At 72.2% G+C, this 25,075-nt stretch carries 20 protein-coding genes and 3 tRNA genes; 8 read left to right on the top strand and 15 right to left on the bottom strand.

What is annotated here, in order from left to right:
• Positions 1-96: 96 nt before the first annotated feature.
• Complete coding sequence (locus NBH00_RS13115; RefSeq protein ID WP_254569040.1) at positions 97-1,371, bottom strand: argininosuccinate synthase; 1,275 nt, start codon at positions 1,369-1,371, stop codon at positions 97-99.
• Positions 1,372-1,518: 147 nt separating this feature from the next.
• Between NBH00_RS13115 and NBH00_RS13110 the strand changes: the two genes are divergently transcribed.
• Positions 1,519-3,210 carry a collagen-like triple helix repeat-containing protein gene (locus NBH00_RS13110; protein ID WP_254569039.1) on the top strand — a complete coding sequence of 564 codons (1,692 nt, stop codon included), beginning with the start codon at positions 1,519-1,521 and terminating at the stop codon, positions 3,208-3,210.
• A 53-nt stretch (positions 3,211-3,263) separates the two neighbouring features.
• Here the strand turns inward: NBH00_RS13110 and NBH00_RS13105 are convergent, their stop codons facing one another.
• The 11 genes from NBH00_RS13105 to thrS form a co-directional block, all read right to left on the bottom strand.
• Positions 3,264-4,412, bottom strand: coding sequence for an aspartate aminotransferase family protein (locus NBH00_RS13105; RefSeq protein WP_254569038.1), 1,149 nt, complete (start codon positions 4,410-4,412; stop codon positions 3,264-3,266).
• A gap of 79 nt (positions 4,413-4,491) precedes the next feature.
• Positions 4,492-5,364, bottom strand: coding sequence for an acetylglutamate kinase (gene argB / locus NBH00_RS13100; protein ID WP_254569037.1), 873 nt, complete (start codon positions 5,362-5,364; stop codon positions 4,492-4,494).
• The gene (gene argJ / locus NBH00_RS13095) at positions 5,364-6,608 is read right to left on the bottom strand and encodes a bifunctional glutamate N-acetyltransferase/amino-acid acetyltransferase ArgJ (RefSeq protein ID WP_254569036.1); all 1,245 of its coding nucleotides are present in this window, start codon (positions 6,606-6,608) and stop codon (positions 5,364-5,366) included. Before argJ ends, argB begins: the two co-directional genes overlap by 1 nt.
• Complete coding sequence (gene argC / locus NBH00_RS13090; RefSeq protein ID WP_254569035.1) at positions 6,605-7,606, bottom strand: N-acetyl-gamma-glutamyl-phosphate reductase; 1,002 nt, start codon at positions 7,604-7,606, stop codon at positions 6,605-6,607. The genes argJ and argC overlap by 4 nt, the downstream gene beginning before the upstream one ends.
• Entirely contained in the window at positions 7,599-10,025 is a 2,427-nt protein-coding gene (pheT, locus tag NBH00_RS13085; protein ID WP_254569034.1) for a phenylalanine--tRNA ligase subunit beta, read from the bottom strand. Before pheT ends, argC begins: the two co-directional genes overlap by 8 nt.
• 9 nt (positions 10,026-10,034) lie before the next feature.
• A complete protein-coding gene (pheS, locus tag NBH00_RS13080) occupies positions 10,035-11,141 on the bottom strand; it encodes a phenylalanine--tRNA ligase subunit alpha (RefSeq protein ID WP_254569033.1) in 1,107 nt (368 codons plus the stop codon).
• A gap of 1 nt (position 11,142) precedes the next feature.
• A complete protein-coding gene (locus tag NBH00_RS13075) occupies positions 11,143-11,847 on the bottom strand; it encodes a TrmH family RNA methyltransferase (RefSeq protein ID WP_254569032.1) in 705 nt (234 codons plus the stop codon).
• 109 nt (positions 11,848-11,956) lie between these two features.
• Positions 11,957-12,328: a 50S ribosomal protein L20 gene (gene rplT, locus NBH00_RS13070; protein WP_254569031.1), complete on the bottom strand. Its 372-nt coding sequence runs from the start codon at positions 12,326-12,328 to the stop codon at positions 11,957-11,959.
• Positions 12,325-12,528, bottom strand: a complete 204-nt coding sequence (gene rpmI, locus NBH00_RS13065; protein WP_367401254.1) for a 50S ribosomal protein L35 — start codon at positions 12,526-12,528, stop codon at positions 12,325-12,327. Before rpmI ends, rplT begins: the two co-directional genes overlap by 4 nt.
• 76 nt (positions 12,529-12,604) lie before the next feature.
• Positions 12,605-13,408 carry a translation initiation factor IF-3 gene (gene infC, locus NBH00_RS13060; protein ID WP_254569029.1) on the bottom strand — a complete coding sequence of 268 codons (804 nt, stop codon included), beginning with the start codon at positions 13,406-13,408 and terminating at the stop codon, positions 12,605-12,607.
• Between the two features lie 124 nt (positions 13,409-13,532).
• Positions 13,533-15,467, bottom strand: coding sequence for a threonine--tRNA ligase (gene thrS, locus NBH00_RS13055; RefSeq protein ID WP_254569028.1), 1,935 nt, complete (start codon positions 15,465-15,467; stop codon positions 13,533-13,535).
• 272 nt (positions 15,468-15,739) lie between these two features.
• Between thrS and NBH00_RS13050 the strand changes: the two genes are divergently transcribed.
• Both NBH00_RS13050 and NBH00_RS13045 read left to right on the top strand, forming a co-directional pair.
• Positions 15,740-16,354, top strand: coding sequence for a transglycosylase family protein (locus NBH00_RS13050; RefSeq protein ID WP_254569027.1), 615 nt, complete (start codon positions 15,740-15,742; stop codon positions 16,352-16,354).
• A 177-nt stretch (positions 16,355-16,531) separates the two neighbouring features.
• Positions 16,532-17,617, top strand: a complete 1,086-nt coding sequence (locus NBH00_RS13045) for an aminotransferase class V-fold PLP-dependent enzyme (RefSeq protein WP_254569026.1) — start codon at positions 16,532-16,534, stop codon at positions 17,615-17,617.
• A gap of 961 nt (positions 17,618-18,578) precedes the next feature.
• On the opposite strand, the gene NBH00_RS13040 is transcribed toward NBH00_RS13045, so the two are convergent.
• Positions 18,579-18,651: transfer RNA gene (locus NBH00_RS13040), tRNA-Val, on the bottom strand.
• 87 nt (positions 18,652-18,738) lie between these two features.
• On the opposite strand from NBH00_RS13040, the gene NBH00_RS13035 reads away from it, so the two are divergent.
• The 5 genes from NBH00_RS13035 to NBH00_RS13015 all read left to right on the top strand — a co-directional run bounded on the left by NBH00_RS13035 (position 18,739) and on the right by NBH00_RS13015 (position 21,380).
• Positions 18,739-20,148 (top strand): cytochrome P450, encoded by a 1,410-nt coding sequence (locus NBH00_RS13035; protein ID WP_254569025.1) that lies wholly within the window; start codon positions 18,739-18,741, stop codon positions 20,146-20,148.
• A 35-nt stretch (positions 20,149-20,183) separates the two neighbouring features.
• Positions 20,184-20,254: transfer RNA gene (locus NBH00_RS13030), tRNA-Cys, on the top strand.
• 194 nt (positions 20,255-20,448) lie between these two features.
• Positions 20,449-20,522, top strand: a tRNA-Gly gene (locus tag NBH00_RS13025).
• A gap of 156 nt (positions 20,523-20,678) precedes the next feature.
• On the top strand, positions 20,679-20,981 hold the full coding sequence (locus NBH00_RS13020) for a helix-turn-helix domain-containing protein (protein ID WP_254569024.1): 303 nt from the start codon (positions 20,679-20,681) through the stop codon (positions 20,979-20,981).
• Positions 20,982-21,104: 123 nt separating this feature from the next.
• A complete protein-coding gene (locus tag NBH00_RS13015; protein WP_254569023.1) occupies positions 21,105-21,380 on the top strand; it encodes a hypothetical protein in 276 nt (91 codons plus the stop codon).
• A gap of 30 nt (positions 21,381-21,410) precedes the next feature.
• Here NBH00_RS13015 and NBH00_RS13010 read toward each other — a convergent pair whose 3' ends face one another.
• Positions 21,411-21,641, bottom strand: coding sequence for a helix-turn-helix domain-containing protein (locus NBH00_RS13010; protein ID WP_254569022.1), 231 nt, complete (start codon positions 21,639-21,641; stop codon positions 21,411-21,413).
• The gene (gene mobF / locus NBH00_RS13005; RefSeq protein ID WP_254569021.1) at positions 21,638-24,571 is read right to left on the bottom strand and encodes a MobF family relaxase; all 2,934 of its coding nucleotides are present in this window, start codon (positions 24,569-24,571) and stop codon (positions 21,638-21,640) included. The genes NBH00_RS13010 and mobF overlap by 4 nt, the downstream gene beginning before the upstream one ends.
• Positions 24,572-25,075: the final 504 nt, after the last annotated feature.

The raw sequence follows: 25,075 nt of genomic DNA, 5'->3' as shown, positions 1-25,075 counted from the left end.
CGGGATCTTTCGCCCGAAGCGGAAGGAATCCGGCGCCGGACGACGACGCGACGGCCCGGCCACGTGCACGCGCGGCCGGGCGGAGCGGGTGGGTTCCTACTCGGCGGAGCGCTCGCGGAGGCGGTGGGCGAGGCGGGACTGCAGCGACCACAGCTCGATGAAGCCGGGCGAGGCCTGCTGGCTGAAGAGGCCGCCGGAGGTCTCGAACGTCGCGAGCTGCGCGTCGTAGACGGCGTTCGGCGAGGAGCGGGTGACGACGCGGCAGTGCCCCTTGTAGAGCTTCAGCCCGATCTCGCCGGTCACCTGCTTGGAGACCTCGTTCATGTACGCGTCGAGGTCGGTGCGCAGCGGCTCCCACCACAGCCCCGCGTAGACGAGGTAGGCCCACTTGCGGTCGAGCTCGCCCTTGAACTGGTTCTGGTGGATCGTGCAGACGAGCCGCTCGAGCTCGGCGTGGGCCTGGAGGATGAGCGTCGCCGCCGGCACCTCGTAGATGTCACGGACCTTGAGGCCGACGATGCGGTCCTCGATGTGGTCGACGATCCCGACGCCGTGCTTGATGCCGAGGTCCTGGCAGCGGGTGATGAGCTCGACGAGCCCGAGGCGCTCGCCGTTGATCGAGACGGGGACGCTCTGCTCGAAGCCGATCGTGACGATCTCGGCCTCGTCGGGCGCGAGCTCGGGCCGCGTCACGAGCTGGAAGACGTCGTCGTCCGGCGCGTGGTCGAGATGCTCGATCCACTTGCCCTCGGAGGAGCGGCCCCAGAGGTTGTCGTCGATCGAGTACGGCGTCGTCTCGGCGCCGCCCTTGATCGGGATCCCGTGCTGCCGCGCGTAGGCGATCTCCTCCTCGCGGCCCATCATCCAGCCGCGGACGGGGGCGATGACCTTCAGCTCGGGGGCGAGCGTCGCGACGGTCGCCTCGATCCGGACCTGGTCGTTGCCCTTGCCGGTGCAGCCGTGGGCGACGGTGTCGCAGCCGTGCTTGCGCGCGTACTCGACGGCGAGCTTCGCGATGAGCGGCCGGCCGAGCGCGGTGAAGAGCGGGTAGGCGAGGCCGTAGATGGCGTTCGCCTTGATGGCCGGGAGGATGAAGTCGGTGGCGAACTCGTCGCGCGCGTCGACGACCTCCGCGGCGACCGCGCCGAGCTGCAGCGCCTTGCCCTTGACGACGTCGTAGTCCTCCCCCGGCTGCCCGAGGTTGATCGTGAGCGCGACGACCTCGGCGTCGTACTCGTCCTGGATCCACTTGAGCATGACGCTCGTGTCCAGGCCGCCCGAGTAGAGCAGCAGGACGCGGTTGACCTCACCCGGTTCGGCGAGGTAGCTCGCGGTGCGGGTGTTCTGGGCGGAGGGAGCGGCGTCGGTCATCTGCGCGAAGCGTACGCGAGAGCACCATCGGGCCGCCTCCCAGGTGGAAATCCCACAGTGAACAGGAGTACAGTCGATCACCTTCCGTAGGGGAAGCCAAGGCACCGGCAGGGGCTGGCGCTGGAATCGGCAACAGGGGGCACCACCATGCAAGCACCGGGCAACCGGGCCGCGCGCGCACTCGCGCTCGGTCTCACCGCCTTCGCGGCCACCGCTCCGGCGGCGTTCGCGGACACGACGTATCCGACGGCGAAGGGCAGCACCTTCGACAACGGCAGCGCGCAGGGCTGGACGGACGCGGGCAAGTCCTGCGGGATCCTGCTCAACCTCATCCAGAACACGCTGTGCACGGTCGACAGCGGCACCTCGCCGACGATCGGCGCCGGCGCGCCGCCTGCCCTCCCGGGCTCGCTGCGCCAGGACTACACGCCGGTGGCCGGCGCGCTCACGCCGCTGCTCGGCGGGGCGTCGGTCTCGCAGCGCTCGCCGTCGTTCACGGTCGCGGGCTACCCGACGATCAGCGGCGCGAAGCTCAACTACGACCGCCGGTTCACGAACCCGGCGCTCATCAACATCATGCCCGGCACCGTGACGCAGGTGTTCCTCGTCGACGAGACGCCGAACCCGGCCGTCGCGGTCCCGCTCGGCCCGGCCGAGGACATCAGCAACGTCAACGTGTTCTCGTCCCGTCCCGAGCTCCCGATCGACGCGGCGAAGTTCACGGCCGGTCACACGTACCATCTCGTGTTCCAGACGACGTACGCCCCGCTGCTGCAGGCCCTGCTCGGGACGAACGAGGCGCTGTACGACAACATCCGGCTCACCGTCGCCGACGGCAGCGTGCTCGCCACCGCGACGACGCTGCCGGCGACCAACGTCTCCGGCTCGGGCGCGACCCTCAACGGGTCCCTCACGACCGGCGGCCCGACCGTCACGTACCACTTCGAGTACGGCACGACGACCGGCTACGGCTATACGACGCCGGAGCGCACCGCTGCGACCAGCGGGCAGGTCCCGGGTGAGCCGATCGGTGGCCTCGCGCCGCTGACGACGTACCACGCGCGGATCGTCGTCACGAGCGCGGACGGCCGGGTGGTGGACGGCAACGACGTGTCGTTCGCGACGCTCACGACGACGGGTGCGACCGGCGCAACGGGCGCCACCGGCGCAACGGGCGCCACCGGCGCGACGGGCGCCACCGGCGCAACGGGTGCCACCGGCGTGGCGGGTGCGAACGGCACCAATGGGACGAACGGCGCCACCGGCGCCACGGGCGCGACCGGCGCCACGGGCCCGGCGGGTGCGAACGGCACCAACGGGACGAACGGCCCCGCCGGCCCCGCCGGACCGATCGGGCCGGTCGGACCCGCGGGCGCAACCGGCGCCCCCGGCCCCGCCCCCGTGTCGGGGTCCTCCACCGGCAAGACGATCATCATCCAGAACGGGTCGACGAAGAGCCTCATCAAGATCCGGGCCTCTCGCGTCACGCTCGTCACGCACGGACGCCTGAAGGGGCAGGTCCGCCTGCCGATCTTCTGCAGCGCGAAGACCGGCAAGGCCTGCGCCGGCACGGTGAAGATCCGGACGCTGTCGAAGATCAACCCGGCGACCCGGCCGCCCGCGCGCACGCCACGCCGGGTGACGCTCGCGACGTTCGACTACCAGCTCGCCCAGGGCAAGTCGGGCTTCGCGTTCGCGTACCTCAGCCAGGACAAATTCGACCTCATGTCGCGCCTGAAGTCGGTGGCGGTCACGATCAGCATCCAGGTGACCGACTCCCAGGGCAACCGCCAGATCGTGGTGCTGAACGGCACCCTGGTCGGCAAGCGGACCGCCTAGCCGCAGAACAACGTGCCCCATGACGAGCCCGCCTCCGGGCGGGCTCGTCTCCCCTAGGAAATGAGCTCGGCGAGGCGGGTGACCGCGTCGTCGAGCTCTTCCTCGGTGATGACGAGGGGCGGCAGCAGCCGCACCGTCGTCGGGCTCGTCGCGTTGAGGACGAGGCGCTGCTCCTTCAGCGCCCGCCCGACGAGCGCCATCGCATCGATGCCCTCGAGCTCGATCGCCTGCATGTAGCCGCGGCCGCGGACCTCACGGACGGCCGGCAGCTCGGCGAGGCGCGCGGTGAGCCGCTCGCCGGACGCGCGCACCCGCGCGAGGAGCGCCTCGTCGGTGACGATGTCGAGGACCGCGAGGCCCGCCGCGCACTGGACGGGTCCGCCGGCGAACGTCGAGCCGTGGTCGCCGGCCGCGAAGACGTCGGCCATCTCGGGACCGGCGACGAGCGCACCGACGGGCAGGCCGCCCGACAGCGCCTTCGCGACCGTGACGGCGTCCGGCTGCACCCCGGCGTGCTGCCAGGCCCAGAGGTCGCCGGTGCGCCCGAGGCCGCACTGGATCTCGTCGAAGATGAGCGCGGCCCCGTGGGCGTCGCAGGCGGCGCGCGCGGCGCGCAGCGTGTCGGCGTCGAGCGCGTAGACGCCGCTCTCGCCCTGGACGGGCTCCAGGATGAGCGCGGCGGTCCCTGAGTCGACGGCGGCGGTGATCGCCTCCGCCGTCGGCTCGACCGCCTCGAAGCCCGGGACGAGGGGCGCGAACGGCGCCTGCTTGCTCTCCTGCGGCGTCGCGCTGAGCGCGCCGTACGTCCGGCCGTGGAAGCCGCGGTGCACCGAGATGATCTTCCCGGCGCGGCGGCGCTTACGGGCACACTTCAGCGCCGCCTCGACCGCCTCGGTGCCGCTGTTCGTGAAGAAGACGCGCGTGCCGTCGCCGAGCGCCGAGACCGTCGCGAGGCGCTCGGCGAGCCGCACCATCGGGTCGGTGTAGAAGAGGTTGCCGACGTGGATCAGGCGGCCGGCCTGCTCGCGGATCGCGGCGACGACCGCCGGGTGGCAGTGGCCGACGGAGTTGACGGCGAGGCCGGTCTGCAGGTCGAGGTACTCGTTCCCCTCGGCGTCCCACAGGCGGGCGCCCTCGCCGCGGACGAACTCGACCGGCTGGCGCGCGTAGTTGTGGGTGAGGAAGGCGTCGGAGATCGTCATGTGGTGTCCCTTCGGTGCGCAGGAAGGCGAGCCTCACGGGCGAGCATCCCCGACGGTGAGCGAGCCCCTCGGGCGAGCCTCACCGCGCCGCCCTGATCTTGGTGCCGATGCCGGCGTCAGTGAAGAGCTCGAGGAGCAGCGAGTGCGGCACGCGCCCGTCGACGATGTGGGCGAACGTCACGCCGCCGTGGATCGCGTCGATGCAGGCCTGGAGCTTCGGGCGCATGCCGCCACTGATCGACGGGAGCGCCGCCTCGACCTCGTCGGCGTGCGCCTCGGAGATGACCGACGTCGGGTCCGCCGGGTCGCGCATCCAGCCCTCGACGTCCGTGAGGAACATGACCTTGTAGGCGCCCATCGCGCGCGCCACCGCCGTCGCCGCCTCGTCCGCGTTGACGTTGTAGGAGGCGCCGTCGGCGTCCGCCGCGATCGACGCGACCACCGGGATGTAGTCCTGCGCGATGTGGTTCAGCACGTCGACGTCGACCTTCTCGATGCGGCCGACGAAGCCGATGTCCTGCCCGCCGGTCGCGAGCTGCTTGGCGGCGCGGAAGAGGTTGCCGTCGTCGCCGCTGAGGCCGACGGCCGCCTGCCCGTAGCGGTTAATGCGCAGGACGATGTCCTTGTTCACCTTGCCGATGAGGACCATCTTCGCGATCTCGACGGTGTCGGCGTCGGAGACGCGCAGGCCGTCGACGAACTCGACCTCCATGTCGAGGCGCCGCATGTACTTCGTGATGTCGGGGCCGCCGCCGTGGACGACGATGACGTTCAGGCCGACGTACTTCAGGAGGACGACGTCGCGCGCGAACTCCTCGCGGAGCGCCGGGTCGGTCATCGCCGCGCCGCCGTACTTCACGACGATCGTGCGGCCGTGGAACTCGCGGATGTACGGCAGCGCCTCGAGGAGCGTGCCGACGTCGCGGGAGGGCCGGATGCCAGGCGTCTTCATCAGGTGGTGTACTCCGCGTTGATCGTCACGTACTCGTGGGAGAGGTCGGAGAAGAAGACCTCCGTCTCGTGGCCGTCGCCGGGCAGGCCGATGACGTAGTCGACCTCGTCACGGTCGACGAGCTGCGCGAGGGCCGCCTCGTCGAACCGGGCGGCGGCGCCGGCGACCGCGACCTGCACGCCCTCGATCGCGATGTCGAACGCGATCGGCGCCGACCCGTAGAGCGCGCCGCCGATCGCCTGCGCGATGCGCCCCCAGTTCGGGTCGCCGCCGTGGAGGGCGGCCTTCACGAGCGGCGAGTTCGCCACCGCACGGGCGACGACCTCCCCCGCCCCGTGGTTGCCGCCGCGCACGGTCACGCGACCGACCCGCTTGGAGCCCTCGCCATCGCGGACGATGTGCAGCCCGAGCTGCCGCAGCAGCGCGTCGAGGGCCTGGCCGAAGCGCACCTCGTCCTCGCTCTCGGGGGCGACGGTGACGCCCGAGGCGCCCGAGCACTGCAGGACGACGGTGTCGTTCGTCGAGAGCTGGCCGTCGACGGAGATGCGGTCGAAGGAGCGCTTCACGGTGACGCCGAGCAGGAGGTCGGCGGTCTCCGCCTCGAGCTTCGCGTCGGTCTGCACGAAGCAGAGCATCGTCGCGAAGCGCGGCTGGATCATGCCCGCGCCCTTCGCCTGCGCGGTGAGCCGGACCGGCCCGCCGGTGAGCTCGACGGTCAGCGAGGCGCGCTTGTCGAACGCGTCCGTCGTCATGATCGCCCGCGCGAATGCCTCCTCACCCTCCGCGGTCAGCTGCTTGCTCGCGTCGAGGATGCCGCGGGTGACCTTGCGCCCGTCGAGCTGCACCCCGATGACGCCGGTGGAGCACACCGCGACCGCGTCCTCCCCCACGCCGCTCGACATCGCGGCGGCACCCTGCATGCGGGCGGCCTCGTCGAGGCCGCGGCCGCCGGTCGCGGCGTTCGCGTTGCCGGAGTTCACCGCGACGACCTTGATCTGCGCCGCGTTCGCGCGGTCGCGCGTGACGAGCACCGGAGCCGCGACGACGGCGCTCGAGGTGAAGCGGATCGCGCTGGCGAGGTCGGGGCCGTCGCAGCGCATGAGCCCGAGGTCGAGGCTGCCGCTCTCCTTCAGCCCGCAGGCGACGCCGGCGGCGCGGAAGCCCTGCGGCAGCGCGCCCGGCGGCTCCTCGGTGACCCACTCCGGGACGTCGACCCAGCGAGAGGTGAAGAACGCGCCTGTCATGAGATACCCGTGGTCTCCTCGTAGCCGAGCATGAGGTTGAGGTTCTGGATCGCCTGGGACGAGGTCCCCTTCCAGAGGTTGTCGATCGCCGCGAAGACGAAGACCTTGTGCGTGCGCGGGTCGACGTGGACGTGCAGCCGGCAGAGGTTCGTGCCGCGCACGTCGCGCACGCCCGGCGGGCGGTCGACGAGCTCGACGAACGGCTCGTGCGCGTAGGCGGCCTCGAAGGCCCCGTGGACGTCCATCGGCTCGCGGAGCGTCGCGTAGCAGGAGAGCAGCTCGCCCTGGTCGAGCGGCAGCAGGTGCGGCGTGAACGTCGCGACAAGACCGGTCGCGCCCGCCGCGGCGAGCTCCTGATCGATCTCCGGCATGTGACGGTGGCGCCCGACGCCATAGGGCGTGACGTTCTCGGTGACGCTGACGAAGTGCGTCTTGTCGGTCGCGCCGCGGCCCGCGCCGGAGACCCCGGTCTTCGCGTCGATGACGACGTCGGCGAGATGACCGGCGAGCGGGGCGAGCGCGAGGATCGCGGCGGTCGGGAAGCAGCCGGGGTTGGCGACGAGCTCGGCCCCGCGCAGCTCGGCGCGGTAGCGCTCGGGCAGCCCGTAGACGGCGCCGTCGAGGAGCTCCGGCGCCGTGTGGTCGACATACCACTCCTCGTACGTCGCGCGGTCCCGCAGCCGGAAGTCGGCGCTGAGGTCGACGACCTTCAGCCCGCGCTCACGCAGCGCGGCGACCGTCTGGGCGGCCGCGCCGTGCGGGTAGGCGACGATCGCGGCGTCGACCCCCTCGGTGTGACGGTCGAGGTCGAGCTCCTCGAGGACCATCGGCACCCGGTGGTGCGGGAAGAGCTCGTCGAGGCGCTGCCCGGTGTAGGACCGGGAGGTGACGCCGCTGAGCTCGAGGTACGGGTGGCCGTCGACGAGCACCGCCGCGAGCGCCCCGGCGTAGCCGGAGGCACCCGCGACGAGCACCCGGGAGAGGGCGGGCTCAGCCACGGAGCTCACCCCCGAGCAGCGCGAGCTGCTTGACAAGCTTGGCCCGCAGGCGGGTCACGTCCTCCTCGCCGAGCGTGCGGTCCTTCGCGCGGAAGGCGACGTGGAGCGCGATCGACGTCCTCCCCTCCCCGACCTGGCTGCCGGTGTACACGTCGAAGACACGGACCTCGTCGGCGACCTTCGCGACGCACGCGACGACGTCGGCGGCGGCCACGGTGCCGGGGACGACGACCGCGAGGTCCTGCCGGACGGCGGGGTAGCTCGTGAGGTCCTCGTACGTGATGACCTCGGGGGCGGCGTCGATGAGCTGCTGCAGGCGCACGGCGAAGATCCCGACCGGCCGCGCCTCGAGGTCCCAGTGGGCGGCGACCGACGGGTGGACCTCCCCGACGAAGCCGACCCGCTGTGAGTCCAGGAGCACCTCGGCGCTGCGGCCGGGGTGCAGGAACGGCCAGTCCGCGCAGGGCCGGAAGCTCAGCGTCACGCGCAGCGCGCCCGCGACCGCCTCGAGCAGCCCCTTGGCGGAGAAGAAGTCCGCCGGCGGCGCCGCGCCACCCCGCCACGACGGCGGCGCGGCGGCGCCGGTGACGAGCGCGGCGAGCGCGTGGTGCTCGTCGGCGAGCGGCTGCGCCGGGTCCTCGTCCTGCAGGTAGACGGTGCCGGACTCGAAGATCGCGACGTCCCCCATGCCGCGCGCCGCGTTGTGGGACGCGACGTCGAGCAGCGAGCCGACGATCGTCGGGCGCAGGATCGACTGCGCCTCGCTCATCGGGTTCTCGAGCTCGACGACCTGGCGCATCCGGTGGCCCTCGGGGATCCGGAGCCGGTCGAGCAGCGCGGGCTGGGTGAACGACCAGCCGGCGATCTCGTGCAGGCCACGGCCGACGAGGACGTCCTCGGCCCGGCGGCGCAGCCGCTGCTGCGGGGTGAGCCGCCCGGGGAAGCCGGTCCGGTTCTCCTGCACCGTCGAGGGGAGCGTGTCGAACCCGTTCAGCCGCGCAACCTCCTCGATGAGGTCGGCCTCGCGCGTGACGTCGCGGCGGCGGAAGGCGGGCACGGTGACGTCGAGGCCGTCGTCGGCCTCGGCGACGCCGAAGCCGAGCGCGGTGAGGATCCGCGAGGAGGTCTCCCGCGCGACCGGCGCCCCGAGCAGCGCGACGACCCGCGCGTCGCGCAGGCGGATGGTCTGCAGCTCCGGGGCGGGCGGGATCCAGTTCACGACGTCGATCGTCCCCCCGAGCGGCGTCGCGCCGGTGAGCTCGACCATGAGCTGCGAGGCGACGGCCTGTGCCTCCATGACCTGCTCGGGCGCGAGGCCCTTCTCGTTGCGGGCGCCCGCCTCCGAGCGCAGACCGAGCTTCGCCATCGTCCGGTTCATGTTCGGGCCGTCCCAGTTGGCGACCTCCATGAGCACGCGGGTCGTGCCGTCGTGGACCTCCGAGCGCTGGCCGCCCATGACGCCGGCGATCGACGTGGGGCCGTCGGCGTCGGCGATGAGGACGACGTCGGGGTCGAGCGTGCGCTCGATGTCGTCGAGTGTCGTCAGCTTCTCCCCGTCGCCTGCGGCCCGGATCGTCAGCGACCCGCCCGCGACGCGGTCGAGGTCGAAGGCGTGCAGCGGCTGCCCCGTGAGGAACATGACGTAGTTCGTGATGTCGACGACGTTGTTGCGCGGGCGCTGGCCGGCCGCGAGCAGGCGCTGCTGCAGCCACAGGGGCGAGGGGCCGATCGTCACGTTCTCATACGCCCGGACGGTGAAGCGCGGGTTCAGCTCCGGGACCTCGACCGTGATCGAGACGCCGGGGATCGTGTCACCCGCGGGGTGCGGGTCGGTCGCCCACGGCGGCGGCGCCAGGTCGGCGCCGGTCGCCGCGTGGGCCTCCCGCGCGACGCCGTAGACGCCGAGGCAGTCGGGCCGGTTGGGCGTGATCTCGAGCTCGAGGACCGTGTCGCTGATCGGCAGGACGTCCCCGAGCGGCGTCCCGGCCGCGAGGGCGTCGTCGAGGACCATGATCCCGCCGGCGCGCTCGGCGGCGAGGCCGACCTCGGCGTCGGCGAGGATCATCCCGTTCGACGGCTGGCCGCGCAGCTTGCTCGCCTTGAGCTTCTGCCCGTCGACCATGATCGCCCCGGGCAGGGAGACGGCGACGGTCTGGCCGGCGGCGACGTTCGGCGCGCCGCAGACGATCTGGGACGGCTCGCCGTCGCCGACGTCGACCATGCAGACGCGCAGGCGGTCGGCGTCGGGGTGCTGCTCGGCGCTGAGGACCTTGCCGACGACGAAGCGGTCGAGGGCGTCGACGCCGTGGTGGTCGATGCGGTCGACCTCGGTGCCGGTCATCGCCAGGCGCGTCGCGAGGGCGCGCGGGTCGAGGTCCGGGACCGTGTAGTCGTGGAGCCAGCTCAGGGGGAGTCTCATCGTCGTGCCTCAGCCGAACTGCGCGAGGAAGCGCAGGTCGTTCTCGTAGAAGAGCCGCAGGTCGGGGACGCCGTGCTTGAGCATCGCGATCCGCTCGATGCCCATGCCGAAGGCGTAGCCCTGCCACCTCTCGGGGTCGTACTCGCCCGTCGGGACCATCCCGAGGACGTTCGGGTCGACCATGCCGGACCCGAGGATCTCGAGCCAGCCGGTGCCCTTGCAGAGGTTGCAGCGCGCGCCGGTCCGCGGCAGCGCGCCGGTGCCCGAGCACTGGAAGCACGAGACGTCGACCTCGACGCTCGGCTCGGTGAACGGGAAGAAGTGCGGGCGCAGGCGCACGTCGCGCTCGTCGCCGAAGATCGCGCGGGCGAAGGCGAGCAGCGTCCCCTTCAGGTCGGCCAGCGTGATGTCCTCGTCGACCGCGAGCCCCTCGATCTGGTGGAACTGCGGCGTGTGGGTCGCGTCGCTGTCGCGCCGGTACACCCGGCCGGGCACGATGATCTGGATCGGCGGGGCCTGGCGCTCCATCGCCCGCGGCTGGTTCGGCGAGGTGTGGGTCCGCAGGACGACCTCCCGCGAGGGATCGGGGCCGACGGCGTCCAGCACCGACTGCGGCCGGCGCACGTAGAACGTGTCGGTGCGGCTGCGCGCGGGGTGCGCGGGGTCGTGGTTGAGCGCGTCGAAGTTGTAGTGGACGAGCTCGACCTCGGGCCCCTCGACGACCGTGAAGCCGAGGCCGCAGAAGACGTCCTCGATCTCACGACGGGTCGCGGTGAGGACGTGCAGCCGGCCGACCGGCTGCGACGGGACGCCGGGCAGCGTCACGTCGACGGTGTCCGCGACGAGCTTCGCGTCGAGCTCGGCGCCGGCGAGGGCGCCGCCCCGCTCCTCGATGAGCGCCTCCAGCCGCTGGCGGGCCTGGTTCGCCGCCTTGCCGACGGCGCCGCGCTCCTCGGGCGGCAGCTGCGCGACCCCGCGCAGGAGATTCGGCAGCTCGGCCTTACGGCCCAGGTAGCCGACGCGCAGCTCCTCGAGGTTGGCGGTCGTCGTGGCGTTCTCGATGGCGGTGGACGCCTCGTCGGTCAGGGCCGCGATGCGGTCCAGTGTGCTGCTCATGTCAGGTGTTCCTCGTCATCTCGTACAACCCCACGGTGGCCGCCATCGCGGCGTTCAAGGACTCGGCGCTGCCGCTGATCGGGATGTGCGCGGTCTGCGCGCACGCCGCCAGGACGTCGTCGGGAAGGCCGGTGCGCTCGGCGCCGATCACGAGCGTGCCCGCCTGCGGGCCGCGGACCGGCTCGCCGGTGCGCGCGGCCAGCGCGATCGCGGGCGCCGGAAGCTCGTTGACCGACCGCACGCGGGCGACCGGCACCGCGAAGACCGCGCCCATCGAGGCGCGGACGGCCTTCGGCGAGAACGGGTCCGCGCACCCTGGCCCGACCGCGACCGACGCCGCGCCGAAGGCGAGCGCGCTCCGCAGCACCGTGCCGACGTTGCCGGGGTCCCCGACGCCCCACAGCGCGACGCAGACCGGGCCGGTCGGCGCGGGCGCCCAGCGCTGCTCGTAGACCGCGATGACGCGGGAGCCGGAGCCGAGCGCGCTGACCTTCGCGAGCAGCCCGGGCTCGACGAGGACGCCGGGGAGGTCCGAGTCCGGCGTGACGTACTGCTCGACCGCGGTCCAGCCCGCGGCCTCGGCGGCGAGGACGAGGTCCTCCCCCTCCGCGACGAAGCGCGAGGAGGCGCTGCGGAAGCGAGCCCCACCCGCCCGGGCGAGCCTGCGGACCTCCTTGAGCTTCGCGTTCTGGGGGCTGGTGATCATCGTGTTCGTGTTCGGACGGCGGGCGGGTCGGGCCAGGGCAAAAGAAAGGGCGCCGTCCTGATGATCAGGAGCGACGCCCGGGAAGACTGTCTGTCGGTGGAGTGCTGAGCTACGCAGCAGCAGTGGCCGACGACGCCTCACGGGCGGCGTCGACAAATCGCGAGAACGTCTCGGGATCGCGCACGGCGATGTCCGCGAGGACCTTGCGGTCGAGCTCGATGCCGGCCAGCTTCAGGCCGTGGATGAACGTGCCGTAGGTCATCCCGTTCAGGCGCGCGGCGGCGTTGATGCGGGTGATCCACAGGCGGCGGAAGTCGCGCTTGCGGTTGCGGCGATCGCGGTACGCGTACGCGTCCGCCTTCATGACCGCTTCCTTGGCGCGCTTGTAGTTCGAGTTCGCCTGGCCGCGGAAGCCCTTGGCGCGCTCGAGCGTCGCCCGGCGCTTCTTCTTGGCGTGGAGGCTGCGCTTGACGCGGGTCACTTGGTCTTCGCTCCCAGGAGCTTCTTCACGGTCTTGGCGTCCGAGGCGCAGAGCACGAGGTCGTTGCTCTTCGCACGCTTCAGCTTCGGCGACTTCTTCTCCAGGATGTGCGACATCCCGGCGTGACGCGCCTTGACCTTGCCCTTGGCGGTCAGCTTGAAGCGCTTCTTGGCGCCCGAATGAGTCTTCATCTTCGGCATGGCGGACGCGGAAGTATGGCAGACAGGCAGGGTCCGGCGCGGTCTGGCCGCGCCGGACGACAGGCCTGGCGGCCTGCTAGGAGGCGGGCTCCTCTTCGGGCTCGGCGTCGGACGTGGTCTCCGCCTCCGGCCCGGGCGCCTCGTCGACGTCGTCCGGGGCCTCGGACTCGGCGGCGGCCACGTCGGCCTCCTCCGCGTCGAACCCGGCGTCGTCGGCCTCCGGCTGCGCGGCGGCCTGGGCGGCCTCCCCGCGGGCGGCGGCCTCGGACGCGGCGATCGCCTCGTCCTCGGCCTCGGCGGCCCGGAGGGCCTCCTCGGCGGCGGCGGCCGCGGCCATCTCCTCGTCGAGCGTGCCGGCGAGCACGGCCTTGGAGGGGCCGAGCAGCATCGTCATGTTGCGGCCGTCCTGGATCGGGCGCTGCTCGATCTGGCAGAGCGCCGACAGGTCCTCGGCGAGGCGGTCGAGGATCATCACCCCGCGCTCGGGGTGCGTGACCTCACGCCCGCGGAACATGATCGTGATCTTGACCTTGTCCTTGTGGCGCAGGAAGCGCTCCACGTGGCCCTTCTTCGTCGCGTAGTCGTGCTCCGCGATCTTGGGCCGGAACTTGATCTCCCGGATCGTGATCTGCTGCTGGTGCTTCTTGGCGGCCTTGACCTTCTGGGCCTGCTCGTACTTGTACTTGGAGTAGTCCAGCACCCGGCAGACGGGCGGCTTGGCCTCGGGGGCGACCTCGACGAGGTCGAGATCCTTCCCCTGGGCGTACCGGAGGGCCTCATCGGTGCGCATGACGCCGACCTGGGTGCCCGTCTCATCGATGAGACGGACCTCCGGGACGCGAATGCGTTCGTTGATGCGCGTGTTATCGCGCTCCGGCATCCGCCGGTCGAACCTACGAGGGACCGGCACTAGCTGTGAGGACGCGTGGACGGCGCGTCGCGGCGGTGATTAGCAGTCAACCCGCGGGAGTATAACCAGCCTTTAGCTGCGGATGAGGATCAGCTCACGCCGACCGCGACGCGCTGACATCCGCCAGGCGCGCCGCGACATCGGCCACGGGCTCCGAGCCCTCGTCGCCCTCGCGGTGGCGGCGGACCGCCACGGTGCCGTCCTCGGCCTCGCGATCACCCACGACGAGCATGTACGGGACCTTGCGCAGCTCGGCGTCCCGGATCTTGCGCCCGACCGACTCGGTGCGCTCGTCGACCTCGACGCGCAGCCCCGCGGCCTTCAGCGTCGCGGCGGCCTCGCGCGCGGCGTCGGCGTGCCGGTCGGCGATCGGCAGGACGATCGCCTGGACGGGCGTGAGCCAGAACGGCAGCTCGCCGGCGGTGTGCTCCAGGAGGATCCCGATGAAGCGCTCGTAGGAGCCCATGAGCGCGCGGTGCAGGACGACCGGGCGGTGCTCGGCGTTGTCCGCGCCCGTGTAGGTGAGGTCGAAGCGCTCGGGCGCCTGGTAGTCGAGCTGGACGGTGCCGAGCTGCCAGGAGCGCTTGAGCGAGTCGGTGAAGTGGAAGTCGATCTTCGGGGCGTAGAACGCGCCGCCGCCCTCGCCGATCTCGTAGGCGATGCCGTTCGCCTTCAGGGCGTCGGCGAGGATGCCCTCGGCCTGGTCCCAGAACTCGTCGGTGCCCAGCCGGTTCTCGGGGCGGGTCGAGAGCTCGTACTTGATGTCCTCGTCGGTAAACCCGAAGAGCGCGTACGTGTCGCGGGCGAAGGCGATGCACGCGGTGATCTCGTCGAGGAGCTGGTCCTCGGTGACGAACAGGTGCGCGTCGTCCTGGCAGAAGTGCCGCACGCGCATGAGGCCGTGGAGGGCGCCGGAGAGCTCGTTGCGGTGCAGGAGCCCGGGCTCGCTGAAGCGCACCGGCAGGTCCTTGTAGCTCCACTTCGTCAGCCCGTAGAGCTCGAAGTGCCCGGGGCAGTTCATCGGCTTGAAGCCCATCGGGCGGTCGTCGCCGGTCTGGGTGAGGAACATGTCCTCCTGGTACTTGTCCCAGTGGCCGGACTTCTTCCACAGCTCGGCGTCGAAGAGCTGCGGGGTCTTCACCTCGGCGTAGCCGCGGGTGTCCCCCATCTCGCGGCTGAGCTCGACGAGCTGGTTGAAGACCGTCGTGCCCGCCGGCGTCCAGAACGCGGAGCCGGGCGCGGCCTCGGAGAAGTGGTAGAGCCCGAGCTCGCGGCCGAGCTTGCGGTGGTCGCGCTTCTTGGCCTCCTCGAGCAGCTCGAGGTGCGCGGCGAGCTCCTTCTTGTCGAAGAACGCCGTCCCGTACACGCGCGTGAGCTGCGTGCGGTTCGAGTCGCCGCGCCAGTAGGCGCCGGCGACGGACTGGAGCTTGAAGGCGCCGATGCGCTTGGTGCTCGGCGCGTGCGGGCCACGGCACAGGTCGGTGAACGGGCCGTTCGTGTAGAGCGACACCGTCTCCACGCCGGTGTTCGCGATGAGGTCCTCGATGAGCTCGACCTTGTACGGCTGGTCCTCGCCCTTGAAGCGCTCGAGCGCCTCGGCGGTGGTGACGTCCTCGCGCAGGAAGGCCTCGTCGGCCTTCACGTGCTCCTTCATCTTCTTCTCGACGGCGGGGAAGTCCGCGTCGGTGAACGTCACGCCCTCGGGGAACTCGAAGTCGTAGTAGAAGCCGTCGTCGATCGCCGGGCCGATGGAGATCTTCACGCCCGGGTAGAGCTCGAGCATCGCCGCGGCGAGCACGTGGGCGGTGTCGTGGCGGACGAGGTCCAGCGCGTCCTGCCCGGAGCGCTGGGTGATGATCTCCAGGGCGACGCCGTCGGGCAGCGGCGCGGAGAGGTCGTGGACCTCGCCGTCCCACTTGACGGCCAGGGCGGCGCGGAGGAGCCCCTCGCCGATCGCGCCGGCCGCGTCGGCGCCGGTGGCGCCCGCGGGAAGGTCGAGCTTGGTGCCGTCGGGGAGGGTGACCGTCATGGGGTCCCGATGCTACGACAGCGCGCCCCGCGCCACGTTCCGCTGCGTGAGGAGCGTCACACAGGCGAACGCGTGTTCGATCGACGGTGCTATGGTCTGCGTCCGGAGTGGTCCGCGCCCTCGTGCGCGCCGTCTGCCCGGGTGCCACCGACAACGCGTGAGCACCCCGGACGGTCGCCGCTCCGTCTGACCCCGACCGGTCCCCACCCGTCCCGCGCCCAGGCTCCTGCCGGGCGCTTCCGCGACACCGGGGCCCACAGGAAGGACGCCTCTTGCCCACGCTCTCCCCGAACACCCGTCGTGCGCTCGCGTTCGCCGGCCTCACCGGCGCGCTGGCCGCGCCGGCCACGATCGCCGCCGCGGCCCAGACGAGCGGCTCCGCCGCGCTGTCCCCCGTCTCCCTCACCGCCCCGGCCGACAGCCTCGACGTCGTCGCCACGCACCTGCAGGCGCACCTCGCCGAGACGCGTCACGACACGGTCGTCCGCCGCACCCTGCGCACCGCGCGGCACGCGGCGACGCTTCGTGGCTCGCACCTGCCGCACGGCTACCGCACGGTCCTCGACCGGCGCACCAACGCGGCGCTGAAGGCCAAGCGCCGTCATCTGCTGCGCGAGATCCGGACCCTGCGGAGTACCGCCGGCGCGCCCGCGATCGCCATCCCGGCCCAGCTCGCCGCGATCGCGGCGTGCGAGTCGGGCGGCAACCCGCAGGCGATCGGCGGCGGTGGCGCGTTCCGCGGCAAGTACCAGTTCGACTACGGCACCTGGGCGTCCGTCGGCGGCAGCGGCGACCCGGCCGCGGCCCCCGAGGCCGAGCAGGACCGCCGCGCCGCGATGCTCTACGCCCGGTCCGGCGCGACGCCGTGGCCGGTCTGCGGCCGCTGACGACGCCGCCCCGCCCCCGGTGGCCGGCGCCGCCTCGCGCCGAGCTGACCGACGTCGCCCCTTCCCTCCCGAGTGACAGCTCACGCAGACGTGTCCTGCGTCAGCTGTCACTCACCGGCGCCGGGCGCGACCCCACGCCCCGGACGCCCGCACCCGGGCCCGCACTACGCTGGCCCCATGGACCCTGCGAGCTTCCGTGAGCAGTTTCCGGTCTTCGAGCGGACGGCGTACCTGAACGCCGGCTCGTGTGGGCCGTTGCCGGGGGCGTGCCTGCGCGCGGCGGTGGATGTCGCGCTCGAGGCGGCCGAGGCGGGCCGCGGGATGCCCTACTTCCTCGCGACGACCGCGGCGGCGACGACGCTCCGCGGCCACTACGCCGCGGCCCTCGGCGCAGCCTCCCCCGCCGACGTCGCGCTCACGACGTGCACGTCCGAGGGGCTCGCGCGGATGATCGAGGCGCTGCGGCTGCAGCCCGGCGACGAGGTCCTCACCGCCCCCGACGAGCACCCCGGCCTGCTCGGCCCGCTCGCCGCCGCGCGCCGGCACCTCGGGATCGAGGTGCGGACCGCCCCCCTCGCCGAGATCGATGCGGCCGTCGACCCGGCCCGCACGAAGCTCGTCGCCTGCTCGCACGTGAACTGGACGACGGGCGCCCTCGCCCCGGCGGGGCTCGCCGACGTCGGCCGCGAGATCCCCGTGCTGCTCGACGGCGCGCAGGGCGCCGGCGCGATCGACGTCGACGTCACCTCACTCGGCTGCTTCGCGTACGCCGCCGCCGGCCAGAAGTGGATGTGCGGGCCGGTCGGCACCGGGATGCTCTGGGTCGACCCCGCCTGGCGCGAGCGCCTGCACGACATCGTCCCGGGGTACGTGAACCTCGTGGTCCCCGCGGACGGGCTCGAGGCCGCGGCCTGGGACGACGCGCGCGCCTTCGACGCCCCGGCGCTGTCCCGTGAGGTGATGGCCGCGGCCGCGGCCTCCGCCGAGGTCCTGGGCCGCGACGGGTGGGACGCGCTCTTTGCGCAGGCGCAACTGACGTGCGACGAGCTCGTGGCCCGCCTGGAGGCCGCGGGGCACGACGTCGCGCCCCGCGGGCCGTCGACGCTCGTGAGCTGGACCGTCGACGACGCGGCCGCCGTCGTCGAGCGGGCGAGCGCCGCGGGCGTGACGATCCGCCCGCTGCCCGGGACGCCCTACGTCCGTGCCTCGGTCGGTGCGTGGAACGACGCGGGTGATCTGGAGCGACTGCTCGCCGTGCTGTAGGCGCGCGATCGCGGGACGCCCCGCTCCCCTCGGCGCCGCCCCGAGCCCGGGAACGAGAACCCCCGGACTCCCGGGGTCTTCTTCTTCAGAGGCGACCTGGGATCGAACGCGCAGCGCGGGTCGGGGCTGGTAGGTCGGATTGCGGCGTGCTTAGCGCGCGTTCAGCGCGATCAAGTTCCATCGTGCTCGTGTCGTCCGCTTTGCGTTGATGTGAAGGAGTTGCCGCTCACGTAGAGTTCTGACCGGACGATGACGCGAATGACAGGACGCGCTTGCACGCGGACCGGAACCCTGCGGAGTTGAGCGCGTTACTCCGGGTGCGGGGCCGCCTGATGCCAACGACATCGGCGGCCCCGCTAACCGACGTCGGCACCACGACTCTCGATCGGTGCAAGTGGGGCATGTTGTCCGTCACACCCTTGTCCTAAGGTTCCGCCAACCTTCACGAAGGCGCGGCGTTGAGATAGAACGCGCGGCGTCGAAGCATGTAGCGAGGTCGCCCTATGCCAACGACTTAGGGCGGCCTCGCTACCTCCTTCGACGCCAGTCATAGACCGGGGACGTGCCCAGGGGTGCGTCAGGCGCACGCACCGGGACGGTCGGCTTGGCCGGCACTCGGGCCGAGTCGAGTCGGGCCGATCGTCAAGGTCGGCGCGGTGCGGGTGGCGGTGTCGCGGGCAGGCCCGATGCGCTTGCGCGCGGAGCTCGACGGCGTGATCGCCGTCGGCGCTGACCGGATGCCGGCCCGGCAGACCACGCGGATCTCGTTGTCGGCCTTCGGGCTGCTGTCGTAGGAGGTCGATCAGCCCAAAACGCTGTTCGGAAGGATCGGGTCACGCATGACCCGCCGACCATTGGCTTCCCTGGACGTCAATGCAACCATTGGGTTGCGTGCAGGGACTGGGACCTCGATTTTGGGTCCCGAAACGCGAAACGCCCGCTTTTGCGGGCGTTTCTGTAGTGCGCGATACTGGGCTCGAACCAGTGACCCCCGCCTTGTCGAGGCGGTGCTCTCCCAGCTGAGCTAATCGCGCCGGGGTCGGAAACTGTAGCAACGGCGATCGAAATGTGCGCGGCCGATACCGTGGTGGGCCGTCCGCCGACCCTCTGGAGCCGCCCCGATGTCCGAGTTCGTCAAGCCGTTGATGACGCGCCAGAAGGTGCAGCTCGCCGACGGCGACGTCCTGCCTCCGGGGCCGCCGCTGCCGGCCTTCGTGCAGACGCCATTGCTGTGGCTCGCGCGTCCGAGCTGGCTGCGTCTCCTGGCGCGCCGCTACGGCCGGACGTTCACGCTCAAGGACACGATGGCGGGCCGGATCGTCGTCCTCGCGGACCCGGTCGACGTCAAGGCGCTCTTCACCGGCTCTCCGGACGTCTTCCTCGCCGGGGAGGGCAACACGCTCCTCGGGCCGATCGTCGGCGAGCACTCGGTGCTGCTGCTCGACCGCGAGGAGCACCTGCGCGAGCGCAAGCTCCAGCTGCCTGCCTTCCACGGGGAGCGGATCGCGCGCACGGTGGGCCTGATGCGCGAGCTCACGGAGGCCGAGGTCCGGACGTGGCCGGTCGGGGAGCCGTTCGCCCTCCACGAGCGCACCCGTGCGCTGACGCTCGAGATCATCATCCGCGTCGTGCTCGGCGTCGAGGACGACGAGCGCGCCCGACGGCTCCACGACGCCCTGCGCGCCGCCGTCGAGTTCCGCCCGTCCTACTTCCTCCTCTGGGTCGCCCCCGCGCTGCGCCACGTCGGCCGCTGGAAGCGCTTCCTCGCCGGGATCGAAGCCGCCGACGAGCTGCTGTTCGCGGAGATCGCCGAGCGGCGGGCCGTCGCGGGCCGAGCCGACCGCGGCGACGTGCTCTCGATGCTCCTCGACGCCCACGACGAGGCGGGGACGCCGGTCGACGACCGCTGGGTGCGCGACGAGCTCATGACCCTGCTCGTCGCCGGGCACGAGACGACGGCGACCGGGCTCGCCTGGGCCTTCGAGCGCCTGCTGCGCCACCCCGAGGCGCTCGCGCGGGTCCGCGCCGGCCTCGACGACCCCCGCGACCCCTACGTCGACGCGGTCGTGAAGGAGACGCTCCGCGTCCGCCCGGTCATCCAGAACGTCGCCCGCGTCCTCGCGCGGCGCACGCGCGTGGCCGGGTACGACATGCCGCAGGGCACGCTGCTGCTCCCGTCGATCGCGCTCATGCACGAGAGCGACGCACACTTCCCGGAGGCGGCGGCGTTCCGGCCGGAGCGGTGGCTCGAGGGCTCCGGTGAGCCGTACACGTGGATCCCGTTCGGTGGCGGCGTGCGCCGCTGCCTGGGCGCGACGTTCGCGCTCACCGAGATGGCGGAGGTCCTGCGGACCGTCCTGCGCGAGGTCGAGATCGAGGCCGTCGGTGAGCCCGAGGCGGCGCACATGCACCACATCACGCTCGTCCCCGCGCGAGGCGCGCAGGTGCGCGTGCGGGCGCGACGCGATCGGGCCCAGGCAGCGGACGGAGCCGGCGCGGCGCCCGCGCCCACCCCCCTCGCGACCGCCTGACGGCGCCCGAAGACGTACACTCCGCGACGCGACTCGGCGACGTGGCGGAGTGGCTACGCAGCGGCCTGCAAAGCCGTGTACACCGGTTCGATTCCGGTCGTCGCCTTGATGAACCGGCCGGGTCCCCGATGGGCGGGGATCCGGCTTGTTGCGTTCTGGCGCGGGTGACGCGTCCTCCGACCAGAGGAGGATGCCGTGCCGCTGGTGCGGCTGGCAGGCACCACGACCCAAGCCCCCACCACCGCTGAACGGGGTCAGCGCGCGTCCGTCGCGGACGTTGCTTATACTTCGCCTCCCAGCGCGGCTGTAGCTCAGTTGGCTAGAGCGTCTGCTTGCCATGCAGAAGGTCGAGAGTTCGAGTCTCTTCAGCCGCTTGTTGGAAAAGCCCCGCAAACCGCGGGGCTTTTCTTTTGCCTGGTTTGTGGTGTGAGCGTGCTGTTTTCGCCAGCGGACCAATCCAGCGGACCAATCTGCGCGCGAAGTGCGTCAGCGCCTACGGGTTAGGCGGGCCCGCTAGCCTTGGTTTCGCGATGTTCGACATGCGAAAGCTGGAGCCGTCGAGGCTCACCTCGCTGACCTCCGTCGAAGCTGAGGCGCTACGTCTGGTCGTCGACGGCGCAAGCCCGCGCGACATCGCCGAGCGGCTGAGGATTCCCGAGGATGCGCTCTACCGCCTGGTCACGTGGGCGCTGGACGAGGTCGAGCCCGCTCCCGGGGGCCGCACCATCGATGACGTCCACTCCGAGCGCGGCAGCCGGCCGGCGACGGCGGCGGAACTGCTCGATTTCGAAGCCGCCTACGGGGCATCGCTCCCGCCCGACCACGAAGGCTGAGCGCGGGTGCCGCCGGTTCGTGGACCGGGGGCTCCGGCCTCGTTCGACGACGCGCTGTTCACCGCGGATCTCGCTCGGACGTCGGACCGCGGGCGTGCCGTGCTCCAGGCCGCACGGTCACGCATGGAGCAGGTCGGTGTTCTCGCCGCCGAGCGCCGGACCTGCGCTGCCGGGCACGCCTCCGGCACCGACCTCCCCGGCTGCGTGAAGGTCTACGTGCCCGACATGGCGGGGCGGTGGCGCATCCTCTTCTGTGTCGCCCGCCTGGCCGACGGCCGGCTCGGCCTCGAGTACCTCGCTGCGGGCATCGCGCACCAGCCCCGCGAGAGCCGGCGCCGCGATGTGTATGAGTTGGCGCACTACCGCCTGCACGGCCAGTGGCCGGTACGGCGAGGCTGACCCCCTCACAGGTCGCCTCATGCGGCTGGGCTACTCCCCCCCACCCTGTTCTGCGTCGAGGATCACCTGGACGACGTGGCTGCGGATGAAGCGCACGTGGCGGCCGAGCTTCACGCGGGGCAAGGTGCCGTTGCGGCCCCATTCGCGCACCGTGGACACCGGGACGCCGACAAGGTCGGCGACCTCGGTGGCGGTCATGAGCTCGGCGCGGGTGAGGCCGCGGGGCTCGTCGAGGTCGTCGAGCGACAGCTGCGGTCTCATCGTCCGGGCATTCCGATGTCCGGCGGGTCGAGGTCGCGATCGAGCAACGCGTTGACCGGCCAGCGGTAGGGGCCATGGTGTGGGCGGTCCGACGGCGTGGGCTCGGTGATCGCCGAGAGCCGGCGCTCGGCGGTCGTCTCGATCTCGTTGCGGTCATCGAGTTCGCGAGTGACAGCGAGTAGGCGGGCGGTGTCGGGGCCGTGACGCTCGAGCCACTGCTCGTCCGCTGCGCGCTGCCGGTCGTGCTCGGCGGCGAGTTCGTCCCGGTGCTCGCGCTCACGGGCCTGCCAGGCGTCGTTCCTTGCGATCCGCTGGCCGAGCGTCTGGTGCCGGCGGCGGTCGAACCACCTGAGTGCGTCGCGCTCGTCGACGAGCTCGCGCCCGGCCGCGGCGGCCGCCTCGACGGCCGCGTCGGCCCGGGCGAGGTCGCGCTCGTTCACCGTCGGTCTCCGGGGCGGCGGATCGGCCTGCAGCGCCGCGCGGACCCGTCGGTCCTCAGCCTCCAGGGCGTCCCGCCCAGCCTCGCTCAGTGAGTCGAGCGCGAGCTGCTGCGCGCGGGAGCGCTCGAGGAGGCGCGTGATGCCGCTGACCACGGGGTCGTACTCGGGCGGGGCGTCGCGGTGCGACTCGAGGTCCGGTCGGGCGACATAGAAGCGAGCCTCGCGCCGGTGCCTTGAGAGCGCGGTGTAGCCCCATTCGCGGTAGAGCTCCTCGGAGCCGAGGACGAACGTGCGGTCGACGGTGGCGCCCTGGGCGCGGTGGGCGGTGATGGCGTAGCCGTGGTCGAGGTGGCCGGGCCGTAGGTAGGTGTCGCCAAGCTCGACATGCCGGCCGCTGTCGAGCTCGACGTCGAGTGACCGGTGTTGGTGGTCGATGGCGACGATGGTGCCACGCTCGCCGTTGAGGATTCCGGCCTGGCGGTCGTTGCGGGTGGCGATCACGCGGTCGTGCTGGGCCCAGCGGCGACCGCCGGAGCTCAGCTCGTCTGGTCCGAGGTCGCCGCGGGCCTGACGGAGCTCGCGGGCGCGATGGTTGAGGTCCGCGACGTCATCGCGGCGTGCGGCGATCATGAGCGCGTCTCCCCCGGCCTGCGACCAGTCGTTGACGAGCGCAGCCCGGGTGTCGCGTGCATTGTCCGCAACGGTGATCCGCCCGCGCTCGCGGTAGGCCCGGGCCCAGCGGTCGACCTCACCGCTCCGAAGGGCGTCGAGCGCGGAGCGGTCCCACGCGGCCTCCTGACGACGGACCTCGCGTAGCTCGATCGCGTCCAGGCGCTCGGCGAGGGCGCGGAACGCGCCGCCGGCCTGGATCTCGGGGAGCTGGCGGTCGTCGCCGACGAGGACGAGTTTGGCATCGGCGACCTGGGCGGCTGCCGCGAGGTCGGCGAGTGCACGCGTGCCGACCATCCCGGCTTCGTCGACGACGAGGACCGATCGCGCGGGTAGCTGCCAGCCGCGGTCGAGCTGGTTCCGAAGCGCCGCGATCGTCACGGACTCGATCGCGGCCTGGTCGGAGAGCTCGAGCGCGGCGCGGGCCGAGAGCGCGCACCCGCGGACCGGGATGCCGGCGGACTCCCACGCCTCGCGGGCGGCGTCGAGGGCGAAGGTCTTCCCGGTCCCGGCCGCCGCGCGGACCACGGCGACGCCGTCGCCCCGGCCACACAGTCCGTCGACGAGAGCGCGCTGATCGCTGGTCAGTCCCCGGCCGTCACCCGCGCGCTCGATGGCCACGGCGGGCGCGACTGCGACACGGCAGCCGCGGCGCCGGAGCGCACCGTCGATGAGGTCCCGCTCGATGCGCAACAGGTCGCGGGTGGAGTAGCGGCGCTCGGTGATGGACGCGGCAGCGATGCCGTCGCGGAGCCTGACGATCCCGCGGTCGTCGAGGCTGGTGGCGGCGAGTTGCTCGAGGTCGGCGACTCGAGCGCCGGCGGGCTGGGCCTCGGCGAGGGCTTGGAGGAGTTCCGGGCGGCCGAACGTGCTCGCCTGCTCGGTCAAGACCTCCGGGTTGATCGCCTGGACCCGCGGCGCGTCCCGTCGTGCCGTCTGGCCGGCGAGGTCGGCGACCCGGTCTGGGGTGAGGCCGTGTTCTGAGGCGCGGGCGCGCCACTCCGTCCGCTGCCGGGCGAGCGGTGGTTCGCCTTTGGCGCGGCGGGTCTCCAGCGCGGCGACCTGGGCGGAGGCGGCGGAGCGGCCGCCGTGCTCGGCCATGTGCTCGAGGATCTCGCGGCGGCGCTGGGAGAAGTGCTCGACCACCTCCCGAGGCACTACAACGAGATCGGCGACGCCATGCTCCACCGGAGCCCAGTCAAGTCCGGTCCGCTCCGTGATCTCCGCGCGCAACACCGCCTGGTACAGGTAGCCCGCCGTCTTCGCCTGCCGATACAGGTGCCGCGCGTCGAGGGCGGTCCAGCGGCCGTCGGGACCTTGGGTCAGATTCCCCACGACGACGTGGGTGTGCAGCAGCGGATCGCCGGCCCGGGAGGCGCGATGCATGAACGCCGCCCCCACGAACCCACCACCGCGGACCTGGACCTTCCCGCCCGCTCCGCGGCGGGCCCAGCACGCCTCCCGCTCCAGGTAGCCCAACGCCTCCTGGACCGCCACGACATGCGCGGTGCGGAGCTCGTCGCCGAGCTCCTCGGGGCCGACCGCCCACAGGACGCTGACCGACTTCGGAGCGCGGAAGGTCAGATCGATCCCCACCACGCCGCCGGTCTTCGGCGGCCGCCGCAGCCCCGCGCCGCCGAGCAGGTGCGCGAAGACGTCCGCGTCGACCTCCCCCTCCCACCCCAGGACGGCGGCGCCGGCGCCGACCCACTGGCCGGGTTCTTCCTTCTGCCCGGCGTAATAGTCCTCCTGGCCGCGCGCGACCTGATCGGTGTAATACCGAGCGGCACCAGGTCCAGCAGCGATCTTCCCGAGCGACAACACAAAAGCCCTCACTTACTAAGTCGTGCGAGCGCCGAAACACCCCCCGGCAACCTTTCGGTAAATCGGCGGTTCTGGTTTCGGCACTGACGACCCGGCCGCGAGCCCATTCCTCCGCGGCGTTCGGCGACCGGACACGCAGCGTGCGCGGCAGCCACGTCGCTGGCGGCGACCTTCCCGATGAAGTCCATGCTCATCTAGGCGCAGCAGAGACCAAACACCCCAGGGCGACTTCGCGGAAAGACGAGATTTCTGATCGCGCGCGAACAGGTGCAGTACTCGCGCCGAGCCGATCACTGGCCCGGCGCGAAGCCGCGGCCGTTCAGGCACGCCCTCTAAACCTCGATCCACCGTTCGCCTTGATGTGGGCCGCGTCAGCGGCCGAGTGGGTCAGCTCGGGGTGGCGGCGCGGGTGATCGAGCGCGCTGAGGGATTCGCAGTGCGGGTGGGGCCAGTTGAGGCCGTCGCGGTGGCGTGAGTTTGGGTGGTCGCGGGCAGGCCGAG

The sequence above is a fragment of the Paraconexibacter antarcticus genome, assembly GCF_024220175.1.
Lineage (GTDB): Bacteria > Actinomycetota > Thermoleophilia > Solirubrobacterales > Solirubrobacteraceae > Paraconexibacter > Paraconexibacter antarcticus.
Note: the sequence above shows the minus strand (reverse complement) of the source record. Positions and strands in the feature narration are given on the sequence as shown.

Excerpts from the sequence above, each read along its gene's own strand:
- NBH00_RS13115 (WP_254569040.1), bottom strand. The coding sequence starts at position 1,371 with ATGACCGACGCCGCTCCCTCCGCCCAGAACACCCGCACCGCGAGCTAC.
- NBH00_RS13110 (WP_254569039.1), top strand. The coding sequence starts at position 1,519 with ATGCAAGCACCGGGCAACCGGGCCGCGCGCGCACTCGCGCTCGGTCTC.
- NBH00_RS13105 (WP_254569038.1), bottom strand. The coding sequence starts at position 4,412 with ATGACGATCTCCGACGCCTTCCTCACCCACAACTACGCGCGCCAGCCG.
- argB (WP_254569037.1), bottom strand. The coding sequence starts at position 5,364 with ATGAAGACGCCTGGCATCCGGCCCTCCCGCGACGTCGGCACGCTCCTC.
- argJ (WP_254569036.1), bottom strand. The coding sequence starts at position 6,608 with ATGACAGGCGCGTTCTTCACCTCTCGCTGGGTCGACGTCCCGGAGTGG.
- pheT (WP_254569034.1), bottom strand. The coding sequence starts at position 10,025 with ATGAGACTCCCCCTGAGCTGGCTCCACGACTACACGGTCCCGGACCTC.
- pheS (WP_254569033.1), bottom strand. The coding sequence starts at position 11,141 with ATGAGCAGCACACTGGACCGCATCGCGGCCCTGACCGACGAGGCGTCC.
- NBH00_RS13075 (WP_254569032.1), bottom strand. The coding sequence starts at position 11,847 with ATGATCACCAGCCCCCAGAACGCGAAGCTCAAGGAGGTCCGCAGGCTC.
- rpmI (WP_367401254.1), bottom strand. The coding sequence starts at position 12,528 with ATGCCGAAGATGAAGACTCATTCGGGCGCCAAGAAGCGCTTCAAGCTG.
- infC (WP_254569029.1), bottom strand. The coding sequence starts at position 13,408 with ATGCCGGAGCGCGATAACACGCGCATCAACGAACGCATTCGCGTCCCG.
- thrS (WP_254569028.1), bottom strand. The coding sequence starts at position 15,467 with ATGACGGTCACCCTCCCCGACGGCACCAAGCTCGACCTTCCCGCGGGC.
- NBH00_RS13045 (WP_254569026.1), top strand. The coding sequence starts at position 16,532 with ATGGACCCTGCGAGCTTCCGTGAGCAGTTTCCGGTCTTCGAGCGGACG.
- NBH00_RS13035 (WP_254569025.1), top strand. The coding sequence starts at position 18,739 with ATGTCCGAGTTCGTCAAGCCGTTGATGACGCGCCAGAAGGTGCAGCTC.
- NBH00_RS13020 (WP_254569024.1), top strand. The coding sequence starts at position 20,679 with ATGTTCGACATGCGAAAGCTGGAGCCGTCGAGGCTCACCTCGCTGACC.
- NBH00_RS13015 (WP_254569023.1), top strand. The coding sequence starts at position 21,105 with ATGGAGCAGGTCGGTGTTCTCGCCGCCGAGCGCCGGACCTGCGCTGCC.
- NBH00_RS13010 (WP_254569022.1), bottom strand. The coding sequence starts at position 21,641 with ATGAGACCGCAGCTGTCGCTCGACGACCTCGACGAGCCCCGCGGCCTC.